This is a genomic window from Leptodesmis sp. (assembly GCF_052746595.1).
In genome coordinates this window covers 1-25,095 of sequence record NZ_JBRAGO010000014.1, presented here as the reverse complement: position 1 = coordinate 25,095, position 25,095 = coordinate 1, and the positions used below count along the sequence as shown (strand labels likewise).

At 48.7% G+C, this 25,095-nt stretch carries 27 protein-coding genes; 18 read left to right on the top strand and 9 right to left on the bottom strand.

Annotation, left to right across the window (positions count from 1 at the left end; all coding sequences use genetic code 11):
* Positions 1 to 14: 14 nt before the first annotated feature.
* The 4 genes from metK to nrdR form a co-directional block, all read right to left on the bottom strand.
* Positions 15 to 1,268, bottom strand: a complete 1,254-nt coding sequence (metK, locus tag ACUVQO_RS04910) for a methionine adenosyltransferase (protein ID WP_445924773.1) — start codon at positions 1,266 to 1,268, stop codon at positions 15 to 17.
* A 228-nt stretch (positions 1,269 to 1,496) separates the two neighbouring features.
* A complete protein-coding gene (locus ACUVQO_RS04905) occupies positions 1,497 to 2,237 on the bottom strand; it encodes an HAD family hydrolase (RefSeq protein ID WP_445924772.1) in 741 nt (246 codons plus the stop codon).
* A 341-nt stretch (positions 2,238 to 2,578) separates the two neighbouring features.
* Positions 2,579 to 3,562 carry a 30S ribosomal protein S1 gene (locus tag ACUVQO_RS04900; RefSeq protein WP_445924771.1) on the bottom strand — a complete coding sequence of 328 codons (984 nt, stop codon included), beginning with the start codon at positions 3,560 to 3,562 and terminating at the stop codon, positions 2,579 to 2,581.
* A 218-nt stretch (positions 3,563 to 3,780) separates the two neighbouring features.
* On the bottom strand, positions 3,781 to 4,344 hold the full coding sequence (gene nrdR / locus ACUVQO_RS04895) for a transcriptional regulator NrdR (RefSeq protein ID WP_445924770.1): 564 nt from the start codon (positions 4,342 to 4,344) through the stop codon (positions 3,781 to 3,783).
* 250 nt (positions 4,345 to 4,594) lie between these two features.
* On the opposite strand from nrdR, the gene ACUVQO_RS04890 reads away from it, so the two are divergent.
* From ACUVQO_RS04890 to ACUVQO_RS04830, 13 genes are all read left to right on the top strand, one after another.
* Entirely contained in the window at positions 4,595 to 8,059 is a 3,465-nt protein-coding gene (locus ACUVQO_RS04890) for a response regulator (RefSeq protein ID WP_445924769.1), read from the top strand.
* Positions 8,060 to 8,146: 87 nt separating this feature from the next.
* Positions 8,147 to 9,199 carry a tRNA 2-thiouridine(34) synthase MnmA gene (gene mnmA / locus ACUVQO_RS04885; RefSeq protein WP_445924768.1) on the top strand — a complete coding sequence of 351 codons (1,053 nt, stop codon included), beginning with the start codon at positions 8,147 to 8,149 and terminating at the stop codon, positions 9,197 to 9,199.
* A gap of 214 nt (positions 9,200 to 9,413) precedes the next feature.
* Positions 9,414 to 9,764, top strand: coding sequence for a hypothetical protein (locus ACUVQO_RS04880; RefSeq protein ID WP_445924767.1), 351 nt, complete (start codon positions 9,414 to 9,416; stop codon positions 9,762 to 9,764).
* 216 nt (positions 9,765 to 9,980) lie between these two features.
* Positions 9,981 to 10,646 (top strand): DEAD/DEAH box helicase family protein, encoded by a 666-nt coding sequence (locus ACUVQO_RS04875; RefSeq protein WP_445924766.1) that lies wholly within the window; start codon positions 9,981 to 9,983, stop codon positions 10,644 to 10,646.
* A 38-nt stretch (positions 10,647 to 10,684) separates the two neighbouring features.
* Positions 10,685 to 11,590 carry a helicase-related protein gene (locus ACUVQO_RS04870; RefSeq protein ID WP_445924765.1) on the top strand — a complete coding sequence of 302 codons (906 nt, stop codon included), beginning with the start codon at positions 10,685 to 10,687 and terminating at the stop codon, positions 11,588 to 11,590.
* A gap of 21 nt (positions 11,591 to 11,611) precedes the next feature.
* The gene (locus ACUVQO_RS04865; RefSeq protein ID WP_445924764.1) at positions 11,612 to 12,055 is read left to right on the top strand and encodes a four helix bundle protein; all 444 of its coding nucleotides are present in this window, start codon (positions 11,612 to 11,614) and stop codon (positions 12,053 to 12,055) included.
* A 76-nt stretch (positions 12,056 to 12,131) separates the two neighbouring features.
* Positions 12,132 to 13,802, top strand: a complete 1,671-nt coding sequence (locus ACUVQO_RS04860; protein WP_445924763.1) for a hypothetical protein — start codon at positions 12,132 to 12,134, stop codon at positions 13,800 to 13,802.
* Positions 13,803 to 13,974: 172 nt separating this feature from the next.
* On the top strand, positions 13,975 to 14,628 hold the full coding sequence (locus ACUVQO_RS04855) for a Uma2 family endonuclease (RefSeq protein WP_445924762.1): 654 nt from the start codon (positions 13,975 to 13,977) through the stop codon (positions 14,626 to 14,628).
* Positions 14,625 to 15,227, top strand: a complete 603-nt coding sequence (locus ACUVQO_RS04850; protein WP_445924761.1) for a Uma2 family endonuclease — start codon at positions 14,625 to 14,627, stop codon at positions 15,225 to 15,227. Before ACUVQO_RS04855 ends, ACUVQO_RS04850 begins: the two co-directional genes overlap by 4 nt.
* Positions 15,211 to 15,648: a DUF2281 domain-containing protein gene (locus ACUVQO_RS04845; protein WP_445924760.1), complete on the top strand. Its 438-nt coding sequence runs from the start codon at positions 15,211 to 15,213 to the stop codon at positions 15,646 to 15,648. The genes ACUVQO_RS04850 and ACUVQO_RS04845 overlap by 17 nt, the downstream gene beginning before the upstream one ends.
* Complete coding sequence (locus ACUVQO_RS04840) at positions 15,645 to 16,064, top strand: type II toxin-antitoxin system VapC family toxin (protein WP_445924759.1); 420 nt, start codon at positions 15,645 to 15,647, stop codon at positions 16,062 to 16,064. Before ACUVQO_RS04845 ends, ACUVQO_RS04840 begins: the two co-directional genes overlap by 4 nt.
* Positions 16,065 to 16,323: 259 nt before the next feature.
* Positions 16,324 to 16,785, top strand: a complete 462-nt coding sequence (locus ACUVQO_RS04835) for a DNA phosphorothioation-associated protein 4 (RefSeq protein ID WP_445924758.1) — start codon at positions 16,324 to 16,326, stop codon at positions 16,783 to 16,785.
* A gap of 503 nt (positions 16,786 to 17,288) precedes the next feature.
* Entirely contained in the window at positions 17,289 to 18,056 is a 768-nt protein-coding gene (locus tag ACUVQO_RS04830) for an HNH endonuclease (protein WP_445924799.1), read from the top strand.
* 197 nt (positions 18,057 to 18,253) lie between these two features.
* Here ACUVQO_RS04830 and ACUVQO_RS04825 read toward each other — a convergent pair whose 3' ends face one another.
* Positions 18,254 to 18,484, bottom strand: coding sequence for a helix-turn-helix domain-containing protein (locus ACUVQO_RS04825; RefSeq protein ID WP_445924757.1), 231 nt, complete (start codon positions 18,482 to 18,484; stop codon positions 18,254 to 18,256).
* Here ACUVQO_RS04825 and ACUVQO_RS04820 point away from each other — a divergent pair.
* The 3 genes from ACUVQO_RS04820 (at position 18,450) to ACUVQO_RS04810 (ending at position 20,329) form a co-directional block, all read left to right on the top strand.
* Entirely contained in the window at positions 18,450 to 18,857 is a 408-nt protein-coding gene (locus ACUVQO_RS04820; RefSeq protein ID WP_445924798.1) for an L-lactate permease, read from the top strand. The genes ACUVQO_RS04825 and ACUVQO_RS04820 overlap by 35 nt on opposite strands.
* A 141-nt stretch (positions 18,858 to 18,998) precedes the next feature.
* Positions 18,999 to 19,337 carry a hypothetical protein gene (locus ACUVQO_RS04815; protein ID WP_445924756.1) on the top strand — a complete coding sequence of 113 codons (339 nt, stop codon included), beginning with the start codon at positions 18,999 to 19,001 and terminating at the stop codon, positions 19,335 to 19,337.
* Entirely contained in the window at positions 19,334 to 20,329 is a 996-nt protein-coding gene (locus ACUVQO_RS04810; protein WP_445924755.1) for a patatin-like phospholipase family protein, read from the top strand. Before ACUVQO_RS04815 ends, ACUVQO_RS04810 begins: the two co-directional genes overlap by 4 nt.
* Before the next feature lie 280 nt (positions 20,330 to 20,609).
* Here ACUVQO_RS04810 and ACUVQO_RS04805 read toward each other — a convergent pair whose 3' ends face one another.
* Positions 20,610 to 21,080 carry a GNAT family N-acetyltransferase gene (locus tag ACUVQO_RS04805; protein WP_445924754.1) on the bottom strand — a complete coding sequence of 157 codons (471 nt, stop codon included), beginning with the start codon at positions 21,078 to 21,080 and terminating at the stop codon, positions 20,610 to 20,612.
* A gap of 464 nt (positions 21,081 to 21,544) precedes the next feature.
* Here ACUVQO_RS04805 and ACUVQO_RS04800 point away from each other — a divergent pair, with 464 nt between their 5' ends.
* Positions 21,545 to 22,756: a M20 family metallopeptidase gene (locus ACUVQO_RS04800; protein WP_445924753.1), complete on the top strand. Its 1,212-nt coding sequence runs from the start codon at positions 21,545 to 21,547 to the stop codon at positions 22,754 to 22,756.
* A 25-nt stretch (positions 22,757 to 22,781) separates the two neighbouring features.
* On the opposite strand, the gene ACUVQO_RS04795 is transcribed toward ACUVQO_RS04800, so the two are convergent.
* The 3 genes from ACUVQO_RS04795 to ACUVQO_RS04785 form a co-directional block, all read right to left on the bottom strand.
* Positions 22,782 to 23,111 carry a hypothetical protein gene (locus tag ACUVQO_RS04795; RefSeq protein WP_445924752.1) on the bottom strand — a complete coding sequence of 110 codons (330 nt, stop codon included), beginning with the start codon at positions 23,109 to 23,111 and terminating at the stop codon, positions 22,782 to 22,784.
* Positions 23,112 to 23,589: 478 nt separating this feature from the next.
* Positions 23,590 to 23,907: a hypothetical protein gene (locus ACUVQO_RS04790; RefSeq protein ID WP_445924751.1), complete on the bottom strand. Its 318-nt coding sequence runs from the start codon at positions 23,905 to 23,907 to the stop codon at positions 23,590 to 23,592.
* Positions 23,908 to 24,018: 111 nt separating this feature from the next.
* Positions 24,019 to 24,342 (bottom strand): zinc ribbon domain-containing protein, encoded by a 324-nt coding sequence (locus tag ACUVQO_RS04785; RefSeq protein ID WP_445924797.1) that lies wholly within the window; start codon positions 24,340 to 24,342, stop codon positions 24,019 to 24,021.
* Here ACUVQO_RS04785 and ACUVQO_RS04780 point away from each other — a divergent pair.
* A complete protein-coding gene (locus ACUVQO_RS04780) occupies positions 24,337 to 24,891 on the top strand; it encodes a hypothetical protein (RefSeq protein ID WP_445924750.1) in 555 nt (184 codons plus the stop codon). The genes ACUVQO_RS04785 and ACUVQO_RS04780 overlap by 6 nt on opposite strands.
* Positions 24,892 to 25,095: the final 204 nt, after the last annotated feature.

Sequence of the window (25,095 nt, the reverse complement as noted above, 5' to 3'; positions counted from 1 at the left end):
TAAGTGAGTGCCAGTTAGGCGATCAATAACATCTGGGATGCAGCCTCTTTCAGCAGAGCCGCTTTGTCAGTTTGTTCCCAGGGTAGATCCAGATCATTACGTCCGAAATGACCATAAGCAGCCACATCCTGGTAGAATCGACCACCTCGTTCCGCAGGCAGATTGCGCAGATTGAAGGTTTGAATGATTCCAGCGGGACGCAACTCAAAATGCTGATTAATTAATTCCAGCAGGCGATCATCATCGATCTTGCCGGTTCCGAAGGTGTCAATCATGACGCTAACCGGACGGGCCACACCGATCGCATAGCTGAGTTGCACTTCGCACTTATCCGCCAGACCAGCCGCGACGATATTCTTAGCTACATAACGGCAGGCATAAGCCGCACTCCGGTCCACTTTGGTGGGATCCTTACCAGAGAAGGCACCCCCCCCATGACGGGAGTACCCCCCATAGGTATCTACAATAATCTTGCGTCCCGTTAAGCCGGCATCGCCTTGAGGGCCACCCACCACAAATTTACCAGTCGGGTTAACCAGGAAGCGAGTATTGCGATCGGGTTGTACTTCCAGATCGCTGAATACTGGCAACACCACCATAGACCAGAGATCTTCCTTGATCTTGGCTTGCACAGCGGCTTCATCGGTAATATCCCCAATAGTCGGAGCATGCTGGGTGGAAACCAGGATTGTGTCAATAGCAACCGGACGGTTATCTTCGTAGGCTACCGTTACCTGAGTTTTGCCATCGGGACGAAGGTAGGGCAGTTGACCAGTCTTACGTACGGCAGCCAGCTTGCGAGAAATTCGGTGGGCCAGAGAAATAGGCAACGGCATTAGTTCAGGAGTTTCGTTACAAGCAAAGCCAAACATGATGCCCTGATCCCCGGCTCCGATCTTATCCAGTTCATCGCTGGAGAGTTCACGGGCTTCCTGTGCCTTATTCACTCCCTGAGCAATGTCAGGAGATTGAGCATCCAGGGCAATCAAAACGGAGCAACTATTGGCAGAAAAGCCACTATCAACGCCTGTATAGCCAATCTCAGCAATTTTTTGCCTAGCAACGTCAATGTAGTTAATTTTGGCTTTAGAAGTAATTTCCCCTGTAATCAACACCAAACCAGTATTAACGACTACTTCTGCAGCCACCCGGCTCATGGGATCCTGGGCTAGTAGCGCATCCAGAATGGTGTCTGAGATCTGGTCACAAATTTTATCCGGGTGACCTTCTGTAACGGATTCCGAGGTAAACAGGTAATGGCGAGACAAGGACAAACTCCTCTTACTACTAAGGGGTTCAGGGAAGAACATTACTGTAGCAATGTCCAATCCATGATGAGCGAATTTGATACACGATCGCTAGACTTCAGCGAATCATATCACTTGTATGCACCTTGATGAAGGCTGCATTAAATCTTGTTAAAGACTACGGAGGAGTTCATAGCGGTTGTGTAAAAACAATTCCTCTATCGCGGGGAATTTGACGGATGAGCAAGCTTAGACAATCACTTGTAGATCTGAGAACTGCTGAATAAAAGTGCTGCACCCTTTGAGCATAATCGGTGTAACTCCGCCCCAGCCAACCCCTACACAACCAACCGTGGCGGCTGCACCAGCCATTTCTACATCGACTGAAGAGTCTCCTACCACCAGAGTCACGGATGGACTGACTTCTAAAATCTGACAGGCTTGATAGACTAACCGGGGGTCAGGTTTGCTGAGATCTGGATACGATCCCAAAGCAACCTGTACCAGGGGTTCCAATTGGTAATACTCGACGAACTGCTGAACGTGGAGAGGAGAATCAGAGGAAACAATCCCAATCTTGATCCCGGCATTCGCTAAATCCTGCAATACAGCCAGGGCACCTGTGAATAGAGGTGTGTGATGGGCCTTCGGTGATACGAACTGATCTGCTTTGAGAAAGGCCGATCGCACTTGATGTAAGGACTCCATCCAGTCCCATCCGGTTTGGGCCACATAAGCGGCAGCCGCAACTTCATTTTCCAGGCGCGTTCCAACAGCAAGCAGTCCTGCGGGGTTCAGGCGATCGCCCTCTACCCCAAACGCCTGTAGTAATGATGGGCTAACCCCAGGTACTAAAGCCTCCAGCAAATTGGCTCGCTGCTGTCCCAATTTGCAGAGAAAGGCTTGAACATTGGCGAGGGTACCATCTTTATCAAAAAGAACCGCCTGGATGTTCTGAAATTGCACATCTCCGCATTGAATAATTGGCAATACTTCCCCCAATTGCAGATCAAAAAAAAGCAGATTAGAAACTGTTTGTAAATGAATATTTGTAAATGAATTTGTAAATGAATATTAAGATACAGGAAATATGCTCTGGGATTGGATCCTCCCTACCCCTCCTTAAAAAGGAGGGAAGCGAACTAGAATGCCTGAACTCCCCCTTTTTAAGGGGGATTTAGGGGGATCAAAACACTGGTTTACAAACAGTCTCTTAAAAAAGAGAGAGGTTAGCCTCTCTCCGTGATCAAAACAGAGGCGCCTTGTAGAGAAGTTCTTCTGGAACATCTCTACAAACAAAAACACAGCCTTGAAACACCACCCTGCTTTCCTTATTCTTCGTCTTCAGTGGCAGGTGGTAAATCCTCAATTTCCTCAACGGCAAGGGCAGGTTCTGGCGCAGAACCATTTGGGTCTTGCTGTTTCGCCATCATCTGTTCCCGATAACGAGCAGCCATTTCCTCAGCCTTCTCGTAAACCAGCTGAGGGTTCTTCACCATATCGCCCGGTTCGGGTTCTAGCTGCTTGGTGGATAGGGAAATCCGCCCCCGCTCTGCATCCAGGTCAATAATCATGACTTTCAGTTCATCATTCACATTAAACACGCTATGAGGCGTATCAATGTGATCGTGGGAAATTTCAGAAATGTGCAGCAGACCGCTGACACCCCCAATGTCAATAAAGGCACCATAGGGTTTGATACCTCTGACCGTACCAATGACAACTTCGCCCACTTCCAGACGATTCATCTTACGTTCCACCAGTGCCCGACGATGGCTGAGCACCAGACGATTGCGTTCCTCGTCTACTTCCAGAAACTTGAGGGGCAGTTCTTCACCCACTAATTCTTCTTTGGGCTTGCGGGTACTGATGTGAGAGCCAGGAATAAAGCCACGCAAGCCTTCGATACGTACCAGTGCACCACCCCGATTGGTAGCAAACACAACAGAACGAACCGTGGCATCCTCGGCCTGCAGTTGTCGCACCCGTTCCCAGGCCCGCATATATTCAATACGGCGAATGGAGAGGGTTAACTGACCATCTTCATTTTCGTCTGCCAGGATAAAAAATTCACGGGTTTCATCAGCTTGCAGCACCTCTTCAGGGGTATCAATGCGATTAATCGACATTTCCTGAATGGGAATGTAAGCTGCGGTTTTCGCGCCAATGTCAATCAGAGCACCTCTTGGCTCTAGACTAAACACTGTTCCGGCTACCACATCACCGGGACTGAAGTGATAGTCGTATTTATCAAGTCGGGCAGCAAATTCTTCGTAAGTAAAGCCAATATCTAATGTTGTGTCCTGATTGACCATGCGAATCGTTTCCTGGTAGTTATCTCCGTAAAAGGTTGCCTCCTTCGATGTATAACAAGCAAAAAGCGCTGCTACACCGGGAAATCTCCTAGCTTTATTCTAGGAGATTCAGACAAGAACTCATTTAAGCTCAGAAGTGATATCTTAACTCAACACTGGCATTGATGCACAAGTTATTTCGCGCAGCACTCAGGAGACTTTCTCAAACATGCCCTGGTTTAGCTTTGTCCCGTGGCAGAAACGGCGTGATAAGAGTGGTTGTCTGGTTCTCCTGAATGGTTAGGGGAGCGATCGCCGGTTTCCGTATTGCTAGCATCAGGGTCGGCAGTCGCATGATTCTGCAAATCGTTTAAGGTATCAACGAAGTCCCGAATTCCTTGAAATTTTCTGTATACTGATGCAAATCGGATATAAGCAACCTCGTTCAAGCTCTGCAGGTTCTGTAGCACCATTTCCCCGATTTCACTGCTGGCGACTTCCCTGATCAGACGTTGTTGTAGTTCGGATTCAATCTCATCCACCAAATTCTCCAGTTGAGTGGTGGAGATACCCGTCTTCTCGCAGGCGCGGGTTACCCCTCTGAGTAATTTGTAGCGATCGAAGGATTCGCGATCGCCATCTCGTTTAATTACCGTAATGGGAACAAATTCAATGCGTTCGTAAGTCGTAAAGCGACGGCCACATCTCAGGCATTCCCGTCTGCGCCTCACACTTTGCCCCGCTTCTGCTGAGCGCGATTCGAGAACGCGATTGTCACTGTGCTGGCAGAAAGGGCATCGCATGGTAAAGAATACTCCAAGCGAGATGAATCTGGGTCATCACGAACCACTAATCACGATTATGACCGATTTAATTAAATCGCTTGGAATTTTTTTTTTAAGTCAGTATAGTTCTCTATACCGGACTAACTCCAGCCTGAAGAGTTACAAACCGCTTTGGTAGGGGAAATCTTAGGGGAGAGGACGGGCAGGGAGCATTGTGAGTAACCACGTGACTATAAGTCCAACTGCGGTAGCAGCAGGAGAGCGGTTCATGAAAGCCCAACCGAGTAAAAAAACCAAAATTCTGGTCGTAGATGACGAGCCAGACAATTTGGATTTGCTATACCGGACATTTCACCGGGAGTTCAAAGTACTCAGGGCTGAAAATGGCCCAGCGGCTCTGGACATCCTGGCTCATGAAGGCGATATTGCCGTGATCATTTCAGATCAGCGGATGCCCTTCATGAGTGGAACTGAATTTTTGAGCTTGACAGCCACTCAATATCCTGACATTATCCGCATTATTTTGACGGGCTACACCGATGTCGAAGACTTGGTGGAGGCCATTAACTCTGGGAAGGTGTTCAAATATGTCACCAAACCCTGGAATGACGATGAGTTAAAAACAGTCGTGCGGCAGGCGGTAGACACTCATAATGTGTTGAAGGCTAGAACGCGAGAATTGCGGCGAGCGCTGCGGCAGGAGTCCCTGCTTAACGCTGTCACCAGCACCATTCGTAGTGCCCTCAGCTACCGACAAATTTTGCAAACCATTGGGCAAACTGTGGGACAGATCTTTGAAGCCAGTTACTGTCTTGTGGGCGCCATTCAGGAGGGCGAAATTGATCGAGACTGTTTTGTTTACAGCAAGGGGGAACCGGTTCAGAAGGATAGTCTGATCCAAACTGTTTGGCCAACCCAAGACATTCTGGTGATTGAGGATGTAAGCAGTTACGATCGCTTTCCAGAGAGTTCAGCCAAGACTTCATTTCATCCGTTAGCCTACGAGAAGTTAAATATTCGTTCCAGCTTGATTGTGCCGCTCTGTTATCGGCAGGAGGCGATCGCAATTCTTGCCCTGCATCAATGTGAACAGCATCGAATCTGGCAGGATGATGAGGTGAAACTACTGGCCATGGTGGCGGATCAGGCGGCTTTAGCTCTATCTAAAGCCAGAGCTTATGAACAGTTGCAAGCCCTGGCCAAGCGAGAAGCCCTGATTAATACCATTACTGCGGCGATTCGTTCCAGCCTTGATCCCCAGGATATCTTCGCAGCTATTACTCAACAGTTGGGTCAGGCGCTGCATGCAGATGGCTGTGCCTTATCCCTGTGGACGGAAGAGGACGAATTTGTCCAGTGTGTCGGTCTTCATGATGAAACAGAGGGAGACTCGGTACTGGCCGAACTCACTGAATTAAATCACCAGTCAGGGAAGGAGAATCATCACGCTCCGGTGACATCAGAATTCCTGAATCGACCGCTGCCTAAATCCAGGGTGCCGATCGCAAACAATCCAGTTTTGCAGCAACTGATGCTGACCAAGCAGCCTGTGGTTTTGAATGATCTGGATCTTTATCCAGATATGCAAAATGTCGAGGAGGCATTTCGCAATCCCACTCGTGCTTTGCTTGTGGTGCCACTGCTCTGTGACGGCAAGATTATTGGCAGCATCTCTTTGCGGCAGAATCATCGATCGCGGCACTGGCTTACATCTGATATTGAGCTGGCGCAGGCTGTCGCGGCACAGGCGGCAATTGCTGTGCAGCAGGCTCACCTATACCAGAAAACCCGGCAGCAAGCTGAACAATTGCTGGAACTCGATCGCCAAAAGACCCAATTTTTCCAAAATATTTCCCACGAGTTTAGAACTCCGCTGACGTTAACTATTGGTCCTCTGGAAGGGGCTGTGGCGAAACAACAAGGATTATCCTACGAACAATCTGTGATTGCCCTGCGTAACTCTCGCCGCTTATTACGCCTGGTGAACCAGTTACTGGATCTGCAACGCCTGGATGCCGGACGGATGCAGCCGAATTTCCGCCCCTGCGATCTGGTCGAATTTGTGAGTCAAACGGTGGAAGCTTTCCGGCCCTATTGCGATCGTAAAGGGATTCATTTAATCACCCACCTGGAACCCTGTCCATCTGTCTACCTGGATCTCGAAAAGTTCGACAAAGTTCTGTACAACTTGCTGTCGAATGCGATGAAATTCACAGCAGCAGGTGGCAGTATTACTGTCAACGTCCAGCCCGCTGGAGATCACTGTTTGTTGCAAGTGACTGATACCGGAATTGGGATTCGCCCGGATCAGATTCCGCACCTATTTGAACGCTTCCGACAGGCAGAAGGATCGGCCAACCGGAGATATGAGGGCAGTGGCCTGGGGTTAGCGCTGGTGAAAGAGTTGGTGGATCTGCACAGTGGAAAAATTTCCGTAGATTCCACTTATGGAGAAGGCTCTACCTTTACCGTCTGGATTCAAACCGGAGTAGCTCATCTGCCTCCGCAACAAGTGATTGATGTGCAGGCAGAACTCCAAACCAGCCGAGCAGTGATTGAGCTATCGGATGTGGAAGCAGATCTGGCCATCCCTACATCCCCCAGTCCTGAGCGATCGCAGCCCCCTGAGCGATCGCAGCCTGAAGAGTTCAGTTTATCCATGACGGGCAAAGAACCTCGGATTTTGGTTGTGGATGACAACCCCGATGTCCGGACTTATGTGTCTAGTATTCTGAGTGAAAAGGGTTACCAGATCTACACAGCTCGTAATGGAGCCGAAGGATTTACGGCTGCCCAGACCTATCGCCCCCACCTGATTGTGAGTGATTTGATGATGCCTCAGGTATCAGGACTGGATATGATCCGAATGATTCGGGAAACCGAGGATTTGAAGGGGATTCCAATTATTCTGCTGACTGCCAAAGTTGATGAGGATACCCGGATTGAAGGGGCAGAGCGGGGAGCCGATGCTTATCTCTCTAAACCTTTTAACGATCGCGAACTATTGGCTGAAGTCCGCAACCTGCTGGCCCTGAAAGAAACAGAGCAGCGCGTAGCCGAACTGAATACCTACCTGACTGAATCGGTACTCAAGCGATTTTTGCCTCCTTCCCTGGTCGTTCGGGCCGCCAAGGGCGAGTTAATGCTGGACTTGCGGCCCGAACCCCGGATGGTAACGGTGTTATTCAGTGACATTGTGGGATTTACTCAGCTTTCCAATACGCTGCGATCGCGGCGGGTGGCGGAGTTGCTGAATGAATACCTGGCGGAAATGACCCGCGTGATTTTTGACAATGGTGGCACGATCGACAAATTTATGGGGGATGCGATTCTGGCGCTGTACGGCGCGCCTGAAGAACTGACTCCCAATGAGCAGGTGCGTCGTGCCATTGCCTCGGCTCGCCAGATGCGGCGATCGCTGAAGCTATTAAATCATCGCTGGCAGGAACAGGGAATTGCGAAGGTGCAGTTCCGCTGTGGGATCCATCAAGGGACGGCTGTGGTGGGGATGTTTGGCTCCTCCGAACGATCGGACTATACCGCGATCGGTCCCAGTGTGAATATTGCCTCTCGCATTCAGGAGGTAGCAGATCCCGATAGCATTCTGGTGTCGGCTGCCGTCGCCGATTACCTGGAAGAAGATGAAATCATCAAATTCAGCCCTCTGAAGTTAAAAGGCGTGGATGAGACGGTGTTGACTTTTGCTGTGAAGCCAGAGCCAGGGATGGACTAATACCAGGGTCGCACCCCCCGACTCATGGTTTCTCTACCCTAATGCGGTGTTAGCCTAGAAGAGCACGCTAATTTTTACGGTCTGTTCATGAGCAAAGTTGTTGTCGGGCTTTCTGGAGGAGTTGATAGTTCAACTGCAGCAGCAATCCTGCATCAGCAAGGGTACGACGTGATTGGGTTAACCCTGTGGCTGATGAAAGGAAAGGGACAGTGCTGCTCGGAAGGGATGGTGGATGCGGCCAGGTTATGCGAGGAGTTAGGTATTCCCCATCACATTGTGGATAGCCGGGATGTATTTGAACGGCAGATCGTGAATTATCTGATATCCGGCTACAGCGATGGCCTTACGCCCCTGCCTTGCTCTCAATGTAATAGGGCCGTCAAGTTTGGGCCGATGATCGAGTATGCCCGGACTGAATTGGGGTGCGATCGCATTGCCACAGGTCACTATGCTCGCATCCACTACGACGAAGCAACTGGACGCTACCAACTGTTACGGGCCGTCGATCGCGCAAAAGATCAGTCCTACTTTCTTTACGACTTGCCGCAAGAGGTACTGGCTCATGTCCTATTTCCGCTGGGCGAATATCCTAAAACGGAAACTCGGCGAATTGCGGCTGAGTTTGGGTTGCATACAGCAGATAAGCCAGAAAGCCAGGATTTATGCCTGGTGGAGGCTAATGGATCAATGCGAGCCTTTTTGGACAAATATATTACGCCCCAGAAAGGAGAAATTGTCGATCAGTCCGGCAAGGTGCTGGGCTACCACGAGGGCGTGCATCACTATACGATCGGTCAGCGGAAGGGGCTGGGGGTGGCTTACAGTGAACCCTTGTATGTTGTCGCCCTAGATGCTGCCCAGAATCGGGTAGTGGTTGGCGATCGGGCTGCCACTTTAGCCTCAGAATGTACTGTCCAACGGGTGAATTGGGTGGCGATCGCCGCTCCTACTGCACCCATTCGAGCAGAAGTGCAAATCCGCTATCGTTCTGCTGCTGTACCTGCCACGATCATTCCTCTGGCAGATACCCGAGTCCGGATCGTGTTCGACACACCGCAATCCAGCATTACTCCCGGACAGGCCGCCGTCTGGTATGAAGGCGAAATTCTGTTCGGTGGTGGGGTAATTGAGCCACTCTAACAATCAGGAGGACTAAATGGCTCCAATGTTCAGATTCTGGAGCCAGGGTGGTTGGCCCAGCAGGTTGTTCAGGAGTTGGAGTGGGCAAGGGCAATGTACGCAGGCAACAGCCTGTAAAGTGGCAAAGACAGGGGCTGGGGTGGCTTTGAGAGGAGCATCTGGTTGACTTGGAGTGAGTCAGACTAAACTCGAAAAAATTTCGTGTTCAGGATCTTTGGCGTTGAGTCTGAGAGAGCTAGATATTCGGGATGAGTACCGTAGCGATCGCTGTGATCTCATTCAAGAATTTTATATTCCTTGTTTGGAAAAGACTAAAGTCTACAGCCGCGCTGTGGGCTTCTTTTCCAGCACATCGCTGGCAGCAGCAGCAAGGGGAATTCTCGCTTTAATCCGATCCGGCGGAACCATGCAACTGGTTGCTTCTCCATACCTATCCCAGGAGGATGCTGCTGCGATCGCCCGTGGCTTGAAAAGACGGGAAGACGTGACCACGGCTACCCTGCAACAGGAACTAGAACAGGAATTTAACCAGATGGTTCACGATCGTCTGAGCTGTCTTGCCTGATTACTGGAACACCATTTCCTGGAGATTAAATTAGCCGTTCCGAAATTACGCTACTCTCAAGGGCTGTACCACGACAAGTTGGGCATCTTTACCGATGAGCCAGGGAATGTGGTGACGTTCATGGGATCTGCCAATGAAAGTTCCACAGCCCTGGTCGATAATTTTGAATGTATTGATGTCTACTGGTCCTAGGATTCCACCCTCCAGTGCAGAGTTTTGGCGAAGGTTAACCATTTTCAACGGCTCTGGAATAACCAGACGAGCAAGCTGGAAATTATCGAGTTTCCAGAGGCCGCCAAGCGATCGCTCCTGCGCCTGCGTCCGAGTGAGACGGTGATGCAGCGATGGGTGGGTGAGTGTGTAGGTGGGTGGGTGAGTGGACGAGTGGGTGAGCAAAGTGGTGAACGGAAGCAATATGGTCATCCCACCAACCCATCCACCCACCGACCCACCCACGCACCGACCCTGCCCCCCACCCTCCAACTCCGCCCTTATCAACAGCAAGCGATCGCCAACTGGTTTGCCAACAAGGGGCAGGGAACCCTGAAGATGGCCACCAGGAGTGGGAAAACGATTACGGCTCTGGCGATCGCAGCTGAACTGTATCGTAAGAGTTTACAGCAGCATAAACCGCTGCAGGGGTTGCTGATCGTCTGCCCGTATCGACATTTAGTGACACAATGGGCAGAAGCAGCACGCCAGTTTGGGTTGCAGCCGATTTTGGCCTTTGAGGCGGTGCAAAGTTGGCAGGGAGAACTGCAATCACAATTGTTAGCGGTGCTGTCAGCCAAACAATCTTTCATCACAGTAATCACCACCAATGCCACACTCATCCGCGATAGCTTGCAATCACAACTGCAATTTTTCCGCCGCGATCGCTGATCATTGGCGATGAGGCCCACAATCTAGGATCAACCTGTTTGGAATCCAAATTGCCTCAGGAAATCAAATTACGGTTGGCGCTCTCCGCAACTCCTGAACGTTACTTTGATGAGCAAGGAACGGAGCGATTGTTGAAATACTTTGGGCCGGTCTTAGAGCCGGAGTTTACGCTCAAAGATGCGATCGCGGCAAAAGCCCTGGTTCCTTACCTGTACTATCCAGTGTTAGTCGAGTTAACGGAGTCTGAGATCGAACGCTATGAGAAGCTAACAAACCGTATTAATCGGGCGATCGGGATGGGCGGTGATCTGAAGGACAACAGAGTACTAGCGGCTTTGCTGATGCAACGGGCACGCCTGGTAGGAGCCGCAACCAATAAGCTGCAGGCACTGCGCCAAATTATGTCCAATCGTCTGCACACCAGTCATACGTTGTTTTACTGTGGGGATGGCTCATTGGCAGATGAGGTGTCTCAGGAGAGCGATCGCCAACTCGCAGCAGTAACAGCGTTGCTGCAAGACGAGTTAGGGTATCGAGTAAAATCCTATACTGCCGAAACCAGCCTGGAGTCACGAGAGGAACTGCGCTACCAATTTATGCATGGTCTTGTCCAGGGTCTGGTTGCTATCCGTTGCTTAGACGAAGGAGTGGATATTCCAGCCATTCAAACGGCTGTGATCTTAGCCAGCAGCAATAATCCCCGACAGTTTATCCAGCGACGGGGACGGATCCTGCGTCCCAGCCCAGGTAAAGAGCGGGCCGAGTTGTTTGACATGATTGTGGTACCTCCAGATCTGGGACGAGAATCCTGGCGTATAGAACGGAACCTGTTGCGAAAGGAGTTGCAGCGGTTTGTGGAGTTTGCCGATTTAGCCGTCAATAGCGGACAAGCGAGAAAGGTGCTGTTGCCCTTGCAGGAGCGGTATGGGTTGTTGGAGTTGTAGGGTAGGTGAAGGGGTGGGTGGGTGGAGGGGAATGATGAGGGGGTAGAGTTGCAAGGATATCGGCTGTTTATGGGGAAGATGGTGAGGCGGCATGAGGATTTGGAGGTTTATCAGGTTGCGTTTGCGGCGGCGATGCAGATTTTTGAGTTGTCGAAGCGGTTTCCGGTAGAGGAGCGATATTCACTGACGGATCAGGTGCGGCGATCGTCTCGCTCCGTTTGTGCAAATTTGGCGGAGGCATGGCGAAAGCGCATTTATGAAGCATCCTTTGTTGCTAAATTGTCTGACTGTACCGCTGAGGCCGCAGAAACTCAAACATGGATTGCGTTTGCTACTCAGTGCCAATATCTTGATACCAGGACTGGTCACGAACTTCACCAGACCTACGATCGCATCTTGCGGATGCTAATCACCCTCATTCAAAACTCCAAAAGCTGGACACTCACCCACCCCACCCACCGTTAACCCACCCACCCCCTCGCCCCTCACCCCTCTCCCTGAACATCCCGAGGACCTTGCCCTGCAAATCAACGGCAAACTTGTGCAACCTCCAGAACTGCCGGAGGACAAAATTGGGCAGGTTTTACCGGAAAGCCTGCATTGCTATTTCTTCTTTGATGGGCAACGCATCGATCGCATTGTCAAATCGGAGAATAAATCGGAGATTTCCAGAGCGATCCGGACGCTCTTAAGTGTGGAGGTCTTGGATCGAGCGATTAACCATTTAAAGGAAGCCCAGCGATCGCTGAACCGGGAACTGGCGGACATTGGGGATCCGGAGACAAAGCGACCGGTCAAGGAAAAAGAAAGTCTGATGGACGAGAAAGCTGGCCTGGAAGCGAGACGGGAGGAGATCATTGGTGAAATCAAGGCGTATGAGGAGCAGAAACAGAAAGTAACGACGCAGTTACGAGAACTCGATCAGGTGGGTCAGATTCAGACGCGACGAGATGATCTAAAGCAACAGGCGGAGGAGATCCAGGCCCAGCTAGAGCGCAGTGAAGATAAGCTACGACGGACGATTTCAGCACGGGGGTACATGGTGTTTCTTGCCGATGCGATCGCCCAATTTCGCAATCTGGCCAATGACCTGCGGCAACGGGGAGAATTACCTGCCGGGATTAAGCAGCAATTTGTCGAAGATTTGCTGACAGAGGGGTCGTGCATCTGCGGGACGGAGTTGAAGCAGGGGACAAAAGCGCGACGGCAGGTGGAATCGTGGCTCGATCGCTCTGGGATTGAGCAGGTGGAGGAAGCCGTGATCCAGATGGGTGGTAAGGTCAACAGCATTGAACGGCAGATTCCAGAGTTTTGGGCCGAGGTAGAGCAAGAGCAGGCCAGTATTGAGAATTTACGGCGGCATCTTTTGACCTTAGAGAACCAGCTTGACGATATCCGGGAGCAGTTGAAGGGCAATGAGGATATCAACGTCAGTGGATTGGAAAAGCGACTGGAAGAGATCGAGGATAAGATTATTGACCTGCATCGAGAAGATGAAAATGTGGCACGGGATATTGAGGAGTGCGAGGGGGAAATTGTGGATCTGAATCAGCAGATTAAGGAGTTTAAGGCGAAGGGCAAACAGCAGCCATTGATTCAACGGCAGATCAAGGCGGATGATGCGATCGAGCGGATTACCGAGGTGCGATCGCGGGTGGATCAAAAATTCCGGGTGGTGCTGGAACAGAAAGTGCGCGAGATTTTCCGGCAGGTATCCTTTAAGACAAAGGTGCCCAAGCTGACCGAGAACTATGAACTGGTGCTGATCGAAAATTTAACCGATGGGGAGAGCATTGTTGCGCCTTCAACTGGAGAAAACCAGATTCTTAGTCTGTCGTTTATTGGCAGCATTATTGAGCGGGTGCGGTATTGGAGTCAGAAGCATTCGCTGATTTGGTTGGATAGCAGCAGTTTCCCGATCGTCATGGATTCCCCATTTGGGACACTGGATGAAAACTATCGGCGGCAGATTGCCAAACTCATTCCCACCCTGGCGGATCAACTCGTGGTGCTGGCGACCAAGACCCAGTGGCGGGGTGAGGTGGAGACAGAGATGGAACCCTACATTGGCAAGAAATATGTGCTGGTGTTTAATTCCGCCAAGCCAGACTGCCAGCCAGAGTCGATCGTCTTAAATGGGGAAACCTATCCTCTGGTGCGGCAAAGTCCGAATGAGTTTGAGTGGACGGAGGTGGTGGAGGTGGAGAGGTGATGGGGTGATGGGGTGGAGAGGTGGGTGAGTAGGTGAGTAGATGAGTGGGTGAGTAGGTGAGTAGGTGGGTAGGTTCCCGTAGGGTGCTGTTAGCGTTAGCGTAACGCACCGCTGCATTGGAGATGAACTTTTCTGTCATCACGGTGAAGGGTAAAGGGAGGAAGATTTGGCTATGGTAGCGACTCAAGAGATGATCACGGATAGCTGGGTGAGGGCCAGTTGGGAGGAGTTTTTAGTCCAGGCGGAACGACCTGAATATGAGCAGGCGAGATGCTACTACGACAACGGGTGCATGAGGATTGAGACGATGCCAGTTGGGTCTGGACATAGCCAGGACAATACAGTACTTGCTCAAACTGTCAGCCTTTATGGCACTGTCAAAAATATCAGGATTAAAGGATTTACGAATGGCAGTTTTCGTAAACGGGGTGTGCGTGAGTGTCAGCCGGATCTGGCGTTTTACGTTGGGGCTGATTTCCAGATTCCACCGAAGACCTCTCAACCTGTGGATGTGGATCAGTTTGGTGCGCCGCATCTGGCGATCGAAATTGCCTCTACCACACTGAATGATGACCTGGGGCGGAAGCGGTTGCTGTATGAGCGGTTGGGAGTTCAGGAGTATTGGGTGGTTGATGTGGATGCAGGAGAGGTCATTGCCTTTGAGGTGTTTGATGGGGGCAGTCGCCAGATTCAGGAGTCTAAAGTATTACCGGGATTGGCGATCGCTACCATTGAGGAAGCCCTGAAACGCAGCCAGACCGAAGACGACGGCACCCTGAACCGCTGGTTACTAGAAACCTTTAGTGGCAAAAAGGAGGAAAAATGACCTATACCCCTCCCAAACTACTCTCCTTTGAAGAGTTTTTGAACCAGTATGCAGACGACCCACGGTATGAGTTAATTGATGGGGAATTGCGTGATACGGAACCAACTGGCCCTCATGAGTCAACGGCGGGAAAGGTAGCTGGAAGGCTATTTGCTGAAATTTTGCGTCTGAATCTGCGATGGACAATTCCTAAGAATTGCTTAATTCGACCACCAGATACAGAGGCCACAGCTTTGCGTCCTGATGTCATTGTGCTGGATGAGGCTGATCTGGCTGAGGAACCCCTCTGGGAAAAGCAACCTATTTTGACCAGTGGTAAGGCCATTCGGCTGGTGGCAGAGGTGGTCAGCACCAATTGGCAGGATGACTATGCTCGCAAGGTCGAAGATTACGCCCTGCTGGGTATTCCTGAATACTGGATTGCCGATTTTCGAGGGTTGGGTGGAATTGCCTTCATTGGTAAACCGAAGCAGCCCACATTTACAGTGTGTCAACTGATCAATGGCGAATACCGTCAGCAACAATACCGCCTGGGAGAATCCATCACCTCCCCATTATTCCCTGAGTTGGCTCTACGATTAAATGATATCCTGCCCTGACACCACCCTTGAGCGATCGCCCTTTCCACCTACCCACCCACCCACTCACCCACTCACCCACCCACTCACCCACCCACCTACCCACTCACTCCCCATGAACATCCCCCAAACCGTCCTCGAAAAGCTAGAAACCCTCCCCCTGGATAAACAACAGGCAGTGCTGGACTTTGTTGAGTTTCTCCAAAGTAAGACGAATGGTTCCTATCCTCCTCACTCCAGTTCCCCTACAAAATCCGCTTTAGAAGCAGCCGGAGATCTGGTCGGTTGCGTCAAGGACGAAGCAGAACGAGAACAGGAAGAGCCTTTGGACAAACCAGAAATATCCTTCCTGCAAGCAGCCCGTGAGTTTATTGGGTGCGTGGAGGGACCAGGAGATCTCTCAACCAATTCAAAATATATGGACGGGTATGGGCAGGCATGAAAAGACAAGTTTTACTGGATACAGGCCCATTAGTGGCCTTGATTGATCGTCGCGATCACTATCATGCCTGGGCAACCAAGACCGTTGCTAAATTCCCAGCCCCGTTTTTAAGCTGTGAAGCAGTGCTTTCTGAGGCTTGTTTCCTGTTAGGGCAAGTTGTCAATGGCAAAGCGGCTGTCATGGGAATGGTGGAGGCTGGACATATCAAAATCCCGTTTCACCTAGAAGCAGAAAGCGATCGCGTCAATGAATTACTCACCCGTTATCAATCCGTACCCATGTCCCTGGCGGATGCTTGCCTGGTGAGGATGGCCGAAATGTATACCACCAGTGAACTCTTAACGTTAGACAGCGATTTCACGATCTATCGTAAAACCACCAACCAACCCATCCCAGCCCTCATGCCTGAAACCTGAACGCGATCGCCCCCTCCACCCCATCACCTCCCCCATCTCTACCCCTCCACTCCTCCACCCCTCCTACCTACTACCCACCCACCCACTCACCCCCCAATGGCCGACATCCGCATCAAAGTTGCAAAAGATAAAGCAAAACTGGTCAAAGCCCTGAGAACTGGCGAAGGTTCATAGGGCTATTGCAGCCTTACGTTGGTCTGATGGTATTCATAGAATAGATTAGAGGGCTATAATTCTAGGATTAATCAATTAGATTTCTATGAAAGGTCGAATCAGAGTTGCAAGGGATAAAGCAGAATTTATTAGAGCCTTGAAAAACTCAGAAACTCCTAGTGCACCTTTTCAGACGTATGCCGATATTGTTACATTTGCTGCTGTTATCGGTATCAAAAGAAGAAAGCGTGAACCCTTAGAAAAAATTTCTATGAAAGATCCTGATCCAATTCCACAGGAGCAGTTTTTTACAAGAGGTTACGAATCAATTATCAATTTGTTAGCCATCTTAAATATTAGAGATCTAAAAGTTCTTTCCTCTACAGACGAATACGAAAATCTGCGTCTTAGAATTTTTGAGGAGTATGCCAATGCAGGGTTTAGGATTTTACGAGATGAGTTGTCTGGATCTGACGATTATACAAAACAACTTCTACTAATTCTGAAAAAGGCTAAGCTGGATGATAAGAATGAGGATGAGAATATAGACCTGAATCTATTTTTCTAGTAATTAGAGTTACTTTAAACCAACTAGAAAAACTACAATATTATTCACTTAAATTTTCAAGATTAAGAGTCGATCGCGCTCATGGTATAGCACCACACAAACCTGTTCTAGTCCTATCAGTACTGCATTTGATCGAAACTAAATCTATTATAAAAATCAAATTCACTTACGCACAGAACTGATCGACACATTTACGCAAGTCTGGAGTTATCTAGGTTCTGAAATTCATACTCCAGATATTTCCAGACCTTTTTTCATCTGTGGGGTGATAAATTTTGGCATCATATACCAAACCCAGGCCTTAGAAAAATTGTGACATCAAATATTAAACTGAAAACCTTTGAAGAAGTGAAGCAGGCTATTAAATACGCTTACGTTGACGATATTCTGTTTAAAATGTTACAAGATCCGCTTGCCAGGGGAAGTCTAGAAACAGTATTGGTACAGAAATGGTTCTATAACAAACTGCCTCAGTATCAGCAATTGAGGGCGGAGTGGAAGCAATGCAAAAGGACTTAAATTATTACATCAATTGCTTTCAAAACGGATTGAATGTTAATACCGTTGGTGGTAAAGCTCCTTATCAACCACTACTACTGTTATCTATTATTGAACTAATAGAGCAAGATTTGATTCAAGAGAATAAAAATTATCTGTCGCTTGAACTCATTTCTACCTTTGCTAAATTTCGCAGCCAACTAAGTACACCAAATTATCAAGCTGATCTGGCACAAGCTTTTTTCTTCCTCAGTCGATCGAAACGCCCATTCTGGTACTTACAGCCAAAATCGGGATCTGAAAATATTTTAGAGTCTGGAGTCAGGCTCAATCGCCTCAATCTTTTAAGAAAAAACATAAAATATGCAAGGCTGGATATAGAACTTTTTGATTTACTAAAATCTCCGATTAATCGATCTACTTTAGTTACAGCAGTTGTTTCTAAATGGTTTCCTAGCAAAGTCAGGAAAATTCAAAATTTATTTCAAGTTCATTCCTTTCAAGAGATATGTTTTTCATTACGAGAGAGTGGAGCAATTTACTCAACTGAGATGAGTGATAAAGAAGTTAAAAAATTTGAAGATATTATTAGAGACACAATATTTAGAAAAAATATTGTTTCTTTATATAATCAGAGATGTGCCTTCTGTAAGCTGCGAATCATTAGTAGAGATAGCGGCGATATTGTTGACGGAGCACATATTAAGCCATTTTCTAGATTTAAAGACGATCATTATACAAACGGCCTAGCCCTTTGTAAAAATTATCATTAGGCATTTGATCATGGTTGGTTTAGCATTGATGATGATTACAGAATTATCGTTCCAGTCGATCGCATCATTGAAGAACCACCAACAGACTCAAAGCGAATGCAAGAGTTTCATGGTGAGTTGATTCACCTGCCGTCTGATAGTGATTTTTATCCCAATACCGGATCTCTACGATGGCATCGCGAACATTGGCAAATCGCTTAATTTTCTGAACCACCCATGTAAAGTTTTCTAAACTCTGCGGCGGCATCCGGGTTAATTTCCTCGATCGCTTCAATGATGCGGATAACAGTCTCAGATCCTGGATCGCGAATCTCATTTGCCCATCGGTAGACATTAGATGAGCCGATTCCCATCACTGCGGCCAGTTTTCCCTGACTAATGCCGTAGTTTTGCATCACTGTTTTCAGGACTCGTCCAGCCTTCCCCATACCTTACTTAGCGAATGGAGTGTCCAGCTTGGCAGGGGCAGCGTGGCCTTTTTTTGCCCCGTTTATTGCGATGACGGGATCTTTTGTAGCAGGAAGTACCACCGTCAGCAACATGATGTTCGGATTATTTCAGTTTGGAGTCGCCCAGCAAATTGGGGTATCTTCCTCTCTGATACTCGCCCTACAAGTAGCTGGAGCCGCGGCTGGAAACATGGTTGCGGTTTCCAATATTGTAGCAGCCGTTTCCACCGTTGGTCTGACCGGACATGAGGGACTCGTTCTCCGTAGAGTTTTGCCTGTCAATTTAATTTACTTAACTGCTGCAGGATTAATCGGCATTCTGGTGGCATTGGTGCTTCCTGATCAGTCGTAACAAGGCAAAAGTCAACACGCAGAAGGAACAGCGACTGTGCTGTCAACTCCACTAACGAACTTGTTTTTCCTTAAAGTGCCCTGTACACTGAGAAGCAAATTTAACCCCTGAAAAATCAAGAAGATCTGGAGGCCAAACTCGATGAACGTGACGGCTTTCTTCAACAATTCCCAGGCTCAATTTAAAGAGTTCAGTGAATCCCAGCAAAAGCTGACCGAGTTGTGGAGTGAGTCTCAAAAACAATTTACCGAGTCCCAGAAGCAACTCTTTCAAATCTGGATGGATAGCTTTTCGGGGAAAGTGAGTCCGGCTGATTTCTCTACTAGCTTTGACACGCTACTGACCATCCAGCAAGAGATGATTAACTCAACCCTGAATGCTCAGAAAACAGCCCTTGAACTTGCAATAGAAACTCAAAAGCAATTGTGGGATAGCTATTTTCAAATCACTCGTAAAATGGCTCAGGTAACACCAAAATGAAAACTAAAGTGAAAACCAAAATCGCGATCGCGTGTCAGGGTGGTGGTGCCCATGCAGCCTTTACAGCAGGAGCCTTACAGGCCCTGTTTGAAGAAGGTGTCCATGAAAAGTTTAATATTGTCAGCTTAAGTGGGACTTCCGGTGGGGCACTGGCGGCAATCCTGGCCTGGTATGCCTTAAAGAAAGGGGAGCAGCCCGTTTGGAAGCGATTGAGCGATTTTTGGCAAGACAATACGGCTCAATCTCCCCAGGAGAAGTTTTTTAACGACTTTGCGATCAAAACACTGGAGTATACCAGCAAGGGAATCCTACCTCAGTTCAACATTCCTCCTACCTCTCCTTTGTTAAAAAGCTGGATGTCGTTTGCCACACTTGAGTTGCGCAGCCGTTTCACTAACTTTCAGGAACTGTTAGAAACGCATATTGACTTTAAGGAAATTGCCTCTTGGGGGCCGCTTACTGAACCTCCGATTTTGTTGCTGGGAGCCAGCAACATTCGGACTGGCAAGCTGTGGATGTTTAACTCATCCCATGAAGTGATTAAGGTCGAGCATGTGCTGGCCTCCTGTGCCATTCCTAACCTGTTTCCATCCGTGCAGATTGGCCCGAATGCTTACTGGGATGGCATTTTTTCAGATAATCCCCCGATTACTGAATTGCTGGATCCGAGTGATGTGGGAACTAATCTGCCTCAAGAAATTTGGGTGATTAAGCTGAATCCTACCTGCAGAGAAAGCATTCCAGTGGCAGCAGATGACATCCTGGATCGACGGAATGAATTGGAGGGTAATATTTCTTTATTTCAGAGTCTGCGCAGCATTGAAAGGCTAAATGACTTGTTGATGAAAGGAGCCTATAAGGAAGAGTTTCTGGATGAACTAGGGCTGCGGGAACCCGTCAAAATTCCGCGATCGTTCATTGATTTGGAAGACAAACCTTACTACATTCCGTTTATCGAAATGTCTCCAAAGCTACAAATTAGTTTGAACTAGGAAAGCAAACTCGATCGCAACCCAGAGAGGATTCACCAATTGATTGAAGATGGCAAACAACAGGCGCGAAAATTTTTAGCCGCACGTTCCTAGTTTCACGTGGATGGCTGTCATAACGCTGAATTGGCGAATCTAGCGTTATCTACGGAGGCAATCAGGAGGTGAAAAAATATTGAGTGGTTCTGCTTTAGCAACAGAAATGGAAACATCATCTGTAATGATAATGTCCTTATCCAGGACACGCTATTAAGGGTATGAACCGGGGTCTTTCAACTACCCTCTAAGGTAATTTCAAAGGCACCACTTCGAACCGTCCGGGAATGCCTAAATCGTATTGCAGTAGGGGTGGCAGTTTTGCAGAGGCAACAGGAGTAAAGCCCAGTCGGTTGTAAAACTTAACTAAATTGGGCATACAGCTAAGGTATAAGGGCCGAGTGGCCTGTTGTCCTAAATGCTTCACCAGATAAGACCCTAACCCCCGACTGCGCCAATGGGGAACAACGTACACGTCATGTAAAGCGGAATACCGACTGTGGCGGCGAAGTTTAGCACAGGCAATAATGGTTTGCTCGTGTTCGATCACCCAAAAATTTTGCCAGTCGTCATTCCAGGTAAAAAGCAGGGCGATGAAGCCCCCGATCGCTAGTACGATCGCAGGGCCTGCCAGGAGATGCAGTAAGACTCCCGGCCCAATCAGCAGCACCAGACAGAGTCCTCCCAAGACAAGAAATATCCATACCACCCACTTCATCAACACATCCCTAGTAGATGGCGGGGGTAATACTTCTTGTCTAAAGTCATCTAGCAAACGTCGGATTAAGTATCGATCCGGGGAGCGAGCGGGACGAAGGATGCAGTGTGGAGGCAGAACACGGGTTTTGGTCATGGGCAGGAGAGAAGGGACAAAAACATAGTCAACCGGATGAAACACCTGGATCGAGCATTAGCCCCATACGATGCTAATCGATCCAACGGAATTTGGGAGAACGAAGATCAACTAAGTTCAGCTAGAGAACGGTCGTTTTCCGATCAGAGAAACTACAGTTCTTGACTTGGACAAGGTTTAAAGGGGATTTCTAGAATAAACGAACACGAACAGTTTGTATTGGCAGGGTAAGTCGTTACTCTAGAGAAAGGTTTCTGTTGCTCACAATACTGGCTCAAAAGAGTTACTTCCACTACCCACCATTCAACCCTTTTAACGCAGTTAGATCTATGGTTTCTACCCCATTAACGCCACTTCCAGTCGATACATCCCGAATTCGTCTAGCTATTCAGGCTTTTCAGCCACAGATTGTAGCCTGGCGGCGGCGGCTCCACCAAAAGCCGGAACTGGGATTTCGGGAATTTCTCACCTCGGAATTCGTCGCTCAAAAACTACAGGAATGGGGGATAGAACACCAGACCGGGATTGCCAAAACTGGAATTCTGGCTACGATTTATGGCGATCGCCCTGGCCCTGTGTTTGCCCTCCGCTGTGATATGGATGCTCTGCCGATTCAGGAGGAGAATGAAGTTCCTTACAAATCTCAACATGATGGGGTGATGCATGCCTGCGGTCATGATGGCCACACGGCGATCGCGCTGGGTACTGCTTATTATCTATCCCGCCATACTCATAATTTTGCTGGTACCGTCAAAATCATTTTTCAGCCTGCCGAAGAAGGGTTGGGGGGGGCAGAACCCATGATTGCTGCAGGGGTACTGAAAAATCCCGATGTGGAGGCAATCGTGGGATTACACCTCTGGAACGTCTTACCCCTTGGTACCATTGGAGTTCGCACTGGGCCACTCATGGCTGCCGTGGAATGTTTTGATCTGGTAATTCATGGTTGGGGGGGACACGGCGCGATCCCGCAACAAACGATCGACTCAGTAGTGGTCGGTGCTCAAGTTGTCAATGCGTTGCAAACGATCGTGGCTCGCAATGTTAATCCCATTGATTCCGCTGTTGTGACCGTTGGTGAATTTCACGCTGGAACAGCCCATAACATCATTGCTGATTCTGCTCGCATGACCGGGACAGTGCGCTACTTTAATCCCACCTACAAAGGGTATTTTGAACAACGGATGGAACAGATCATCAAAGGCGTGTGTGACAGCCATGGTGCCCGGTATGAACTGAATTACTGGGAACTCTATCCTCCGGTGATTAATGATTCCACTATTGCTAAATTGGTGCGTTCCATCGCTGAAGACGTGGTGGAATCCCCGTTAGGGGTTGTACCTGAGTGCCAGACGATGGGCGGTGAAGATATGTCTTTCTTCCTGCAAAAAGTTCCTGGCTGTTATTTCTTCTTAGGGTCAGCCAACGCCGAAAAAGGACTGGCCTATCCCCACCACCATCCCCGCTTTGATTTTGATGAAACGGCTCTGGGCATGGGAGTAGAAATGTTTGTGCGATGTGTGGAAAAGTTTTGTCGGTAACTCCCATGTTATGGACTACATGGGATTACCCTCCGGGTTTGTCATTCTTGACGTACTCTGTCTTGGTCGTTAAGCATTCGCCCATTGGACCAGACTCATCCACGTCTGTTTCTAATCGCTGCCAGAGCAGTTTGCCATCGGATAGTTCGCTATAAATGCTGCCCAGGCTGAGTTTTTGGCCTGTGGCATCGATATAGTATCCATCTGTTCGCCGCGATACGCTGCTAACCACAATTTTAGAGGGTCCTTTAGCCGAGTTGGGAGGGCCATTTACCAATTTAATGCAGAGCCGATCGCCACTTTTGCCAATCTCTCTACGGGATGCCGTGAACTGGGGATTGGTAGTGTAGTACACCCCCGGCTGGGACTGCGTTCAGAAGGAACTTCTCCCAACCCTGCTTCCCGATCTGGTTGATTGGGCACCATCCGGGTAGGAGCCACCTGCTTAGGCGGAGGTAGCGTTTTAGTTGAATTACGGGCAGTGGCCAGATTCGTTTTCGTTTGAGCAGTGGATGAGGCGGATGGAGAAGAGCGATTTGGTTTTTGTAACCCTAAATAACCAATTACTCCTGCACAGATTACAGCGCCTGTTAGACCTGCGATCGCCAGGATTTTAGCAGGTTGCTGACTCTCCGCGGCAACCAGGGGCTGGTGCCCCTGTCATTCCTGGGGATTTCAGTTTGTAAGACAGGAACAGTTCTTGTAACTAATTCTTGCTTTTGAGTTTGGTTGGAGGAATTTGAATCATCGCCGTAGAGAGTGAGGGATCCACTCGCAAACGGGGATTTTGAGGAGGTTTAAGGAACGGCGATTCAGTTTGGGAAGGGTATCTTTTAGCAGCAGATAGAGATGCTCGACGTGGCATTTTGATACTTGCTGAGTGTTTGCAGGCCATCTAGCAAGGTACAGGTAAAGGAGCCATGTTTGAGGCCATCGAGTTTACGGGAGATTTGACCATAATCAGAGGAGAAGAGGGTGATCACGCCGCTGGGATCCGTGCCAAAGCCTTGCCCAAACTGTTGAGTTTCAGTATGGCAGGCATCCAGCACAAGTACGATCTTTTCTGTTCCACTGTTCTGCAGGTACTGGGTAATAGAGTCGATGGACAGGGCTGTACTGTCTGCAAAGTCGGGGTGCCCATCGGCAGGCATTAAGTAGTCCTAGTTGCCGTAATGCCAACCGTGCCCGATGAAGAAAAACCACAATGTATCTTGACATTCTCCCCGTACCTAAAGGTAGGGGATTCTTTCCACTGCACATCGCTACCGCTCGTGGATAGCCAGCACAAGGCTACACTGGAGATGCGCTGAATACCGCACTCCAATGGGGGATGCCATCGCCCCGACTACTGGAACATCGAAACATTCCAGATACTTTCGACGAATGTTGATTGATCCAACAGCGTCTCGGTGAAACTGAAAGCCGCAACTACACTTGTAGAGGCGGTTTTTCGGTTTATACCGTTTGCCACAAGCAGGGCAAGTCTGAGACGTATATCGCTCATCCTGCAACTCAACTTTCATACCCAATCGTTCAGCTTTGTACGTAAGCATCTGTCGAGTTTGACCATGCAGCATTTGATGGATCTTTTGATTCGCTTTCTTGCCGTAATCAACCGACTTCCGAATATCTCGAATGTCGCCAATCTCACAGGATATTGGCTATTTGAATTTACTGATCAACGGGATGCTTATCCGATCGAGCCGTGGTATCTCGGTTTATCTCAGGGGCGGGTCGTTTTTTCGGGAAATCAACAGATTTCCTGGAGGGAGTTTCTGAAGACACTGCAACGCTATGTTGCTCGTCTAAATAGTACGGATGTAAAGCAGATTATCCTGACTTTGGAGCAACAATTTGCTCAAGCAGAACAGGATGCACAATCCAATCTATTTCTTGCTCTGCTACAGAAACTATACCACTTCAACTTAATTAATTCAGAGGAATTAGAACAGGCATTACAGCTAAAAATCCTGGCGGATTTTGATAGTTATTTACTTCAATATTCAGGGCAGGCAAAATTTCTACCCTTTTCTCAGTTAGAAATTCAAGCTCCAATTCTGGGATTTGCAATCCAGGATTTACTGGTTAAAGTCCTGAGTGGTGCAGAAAACTTTTTTGAGTCTCATGATGGATAACCTGAACGACCAAAACAGCGCCTGAAACCCCTTGCCCTCGTTCGTTCGCCCGATAAAACTCAAGATCGCTGTCTCGGTGAGAATCCTTGATTTATAGGGGTTTCAGGAGTTTTCTGCACCACCAAGGGTTAAAGCCAAAGAACGGCAACCTTAGTGGTGCAGAAAAGTGCTGAAAGTATTGGTATAGGGGAAGTCTCATCCGAG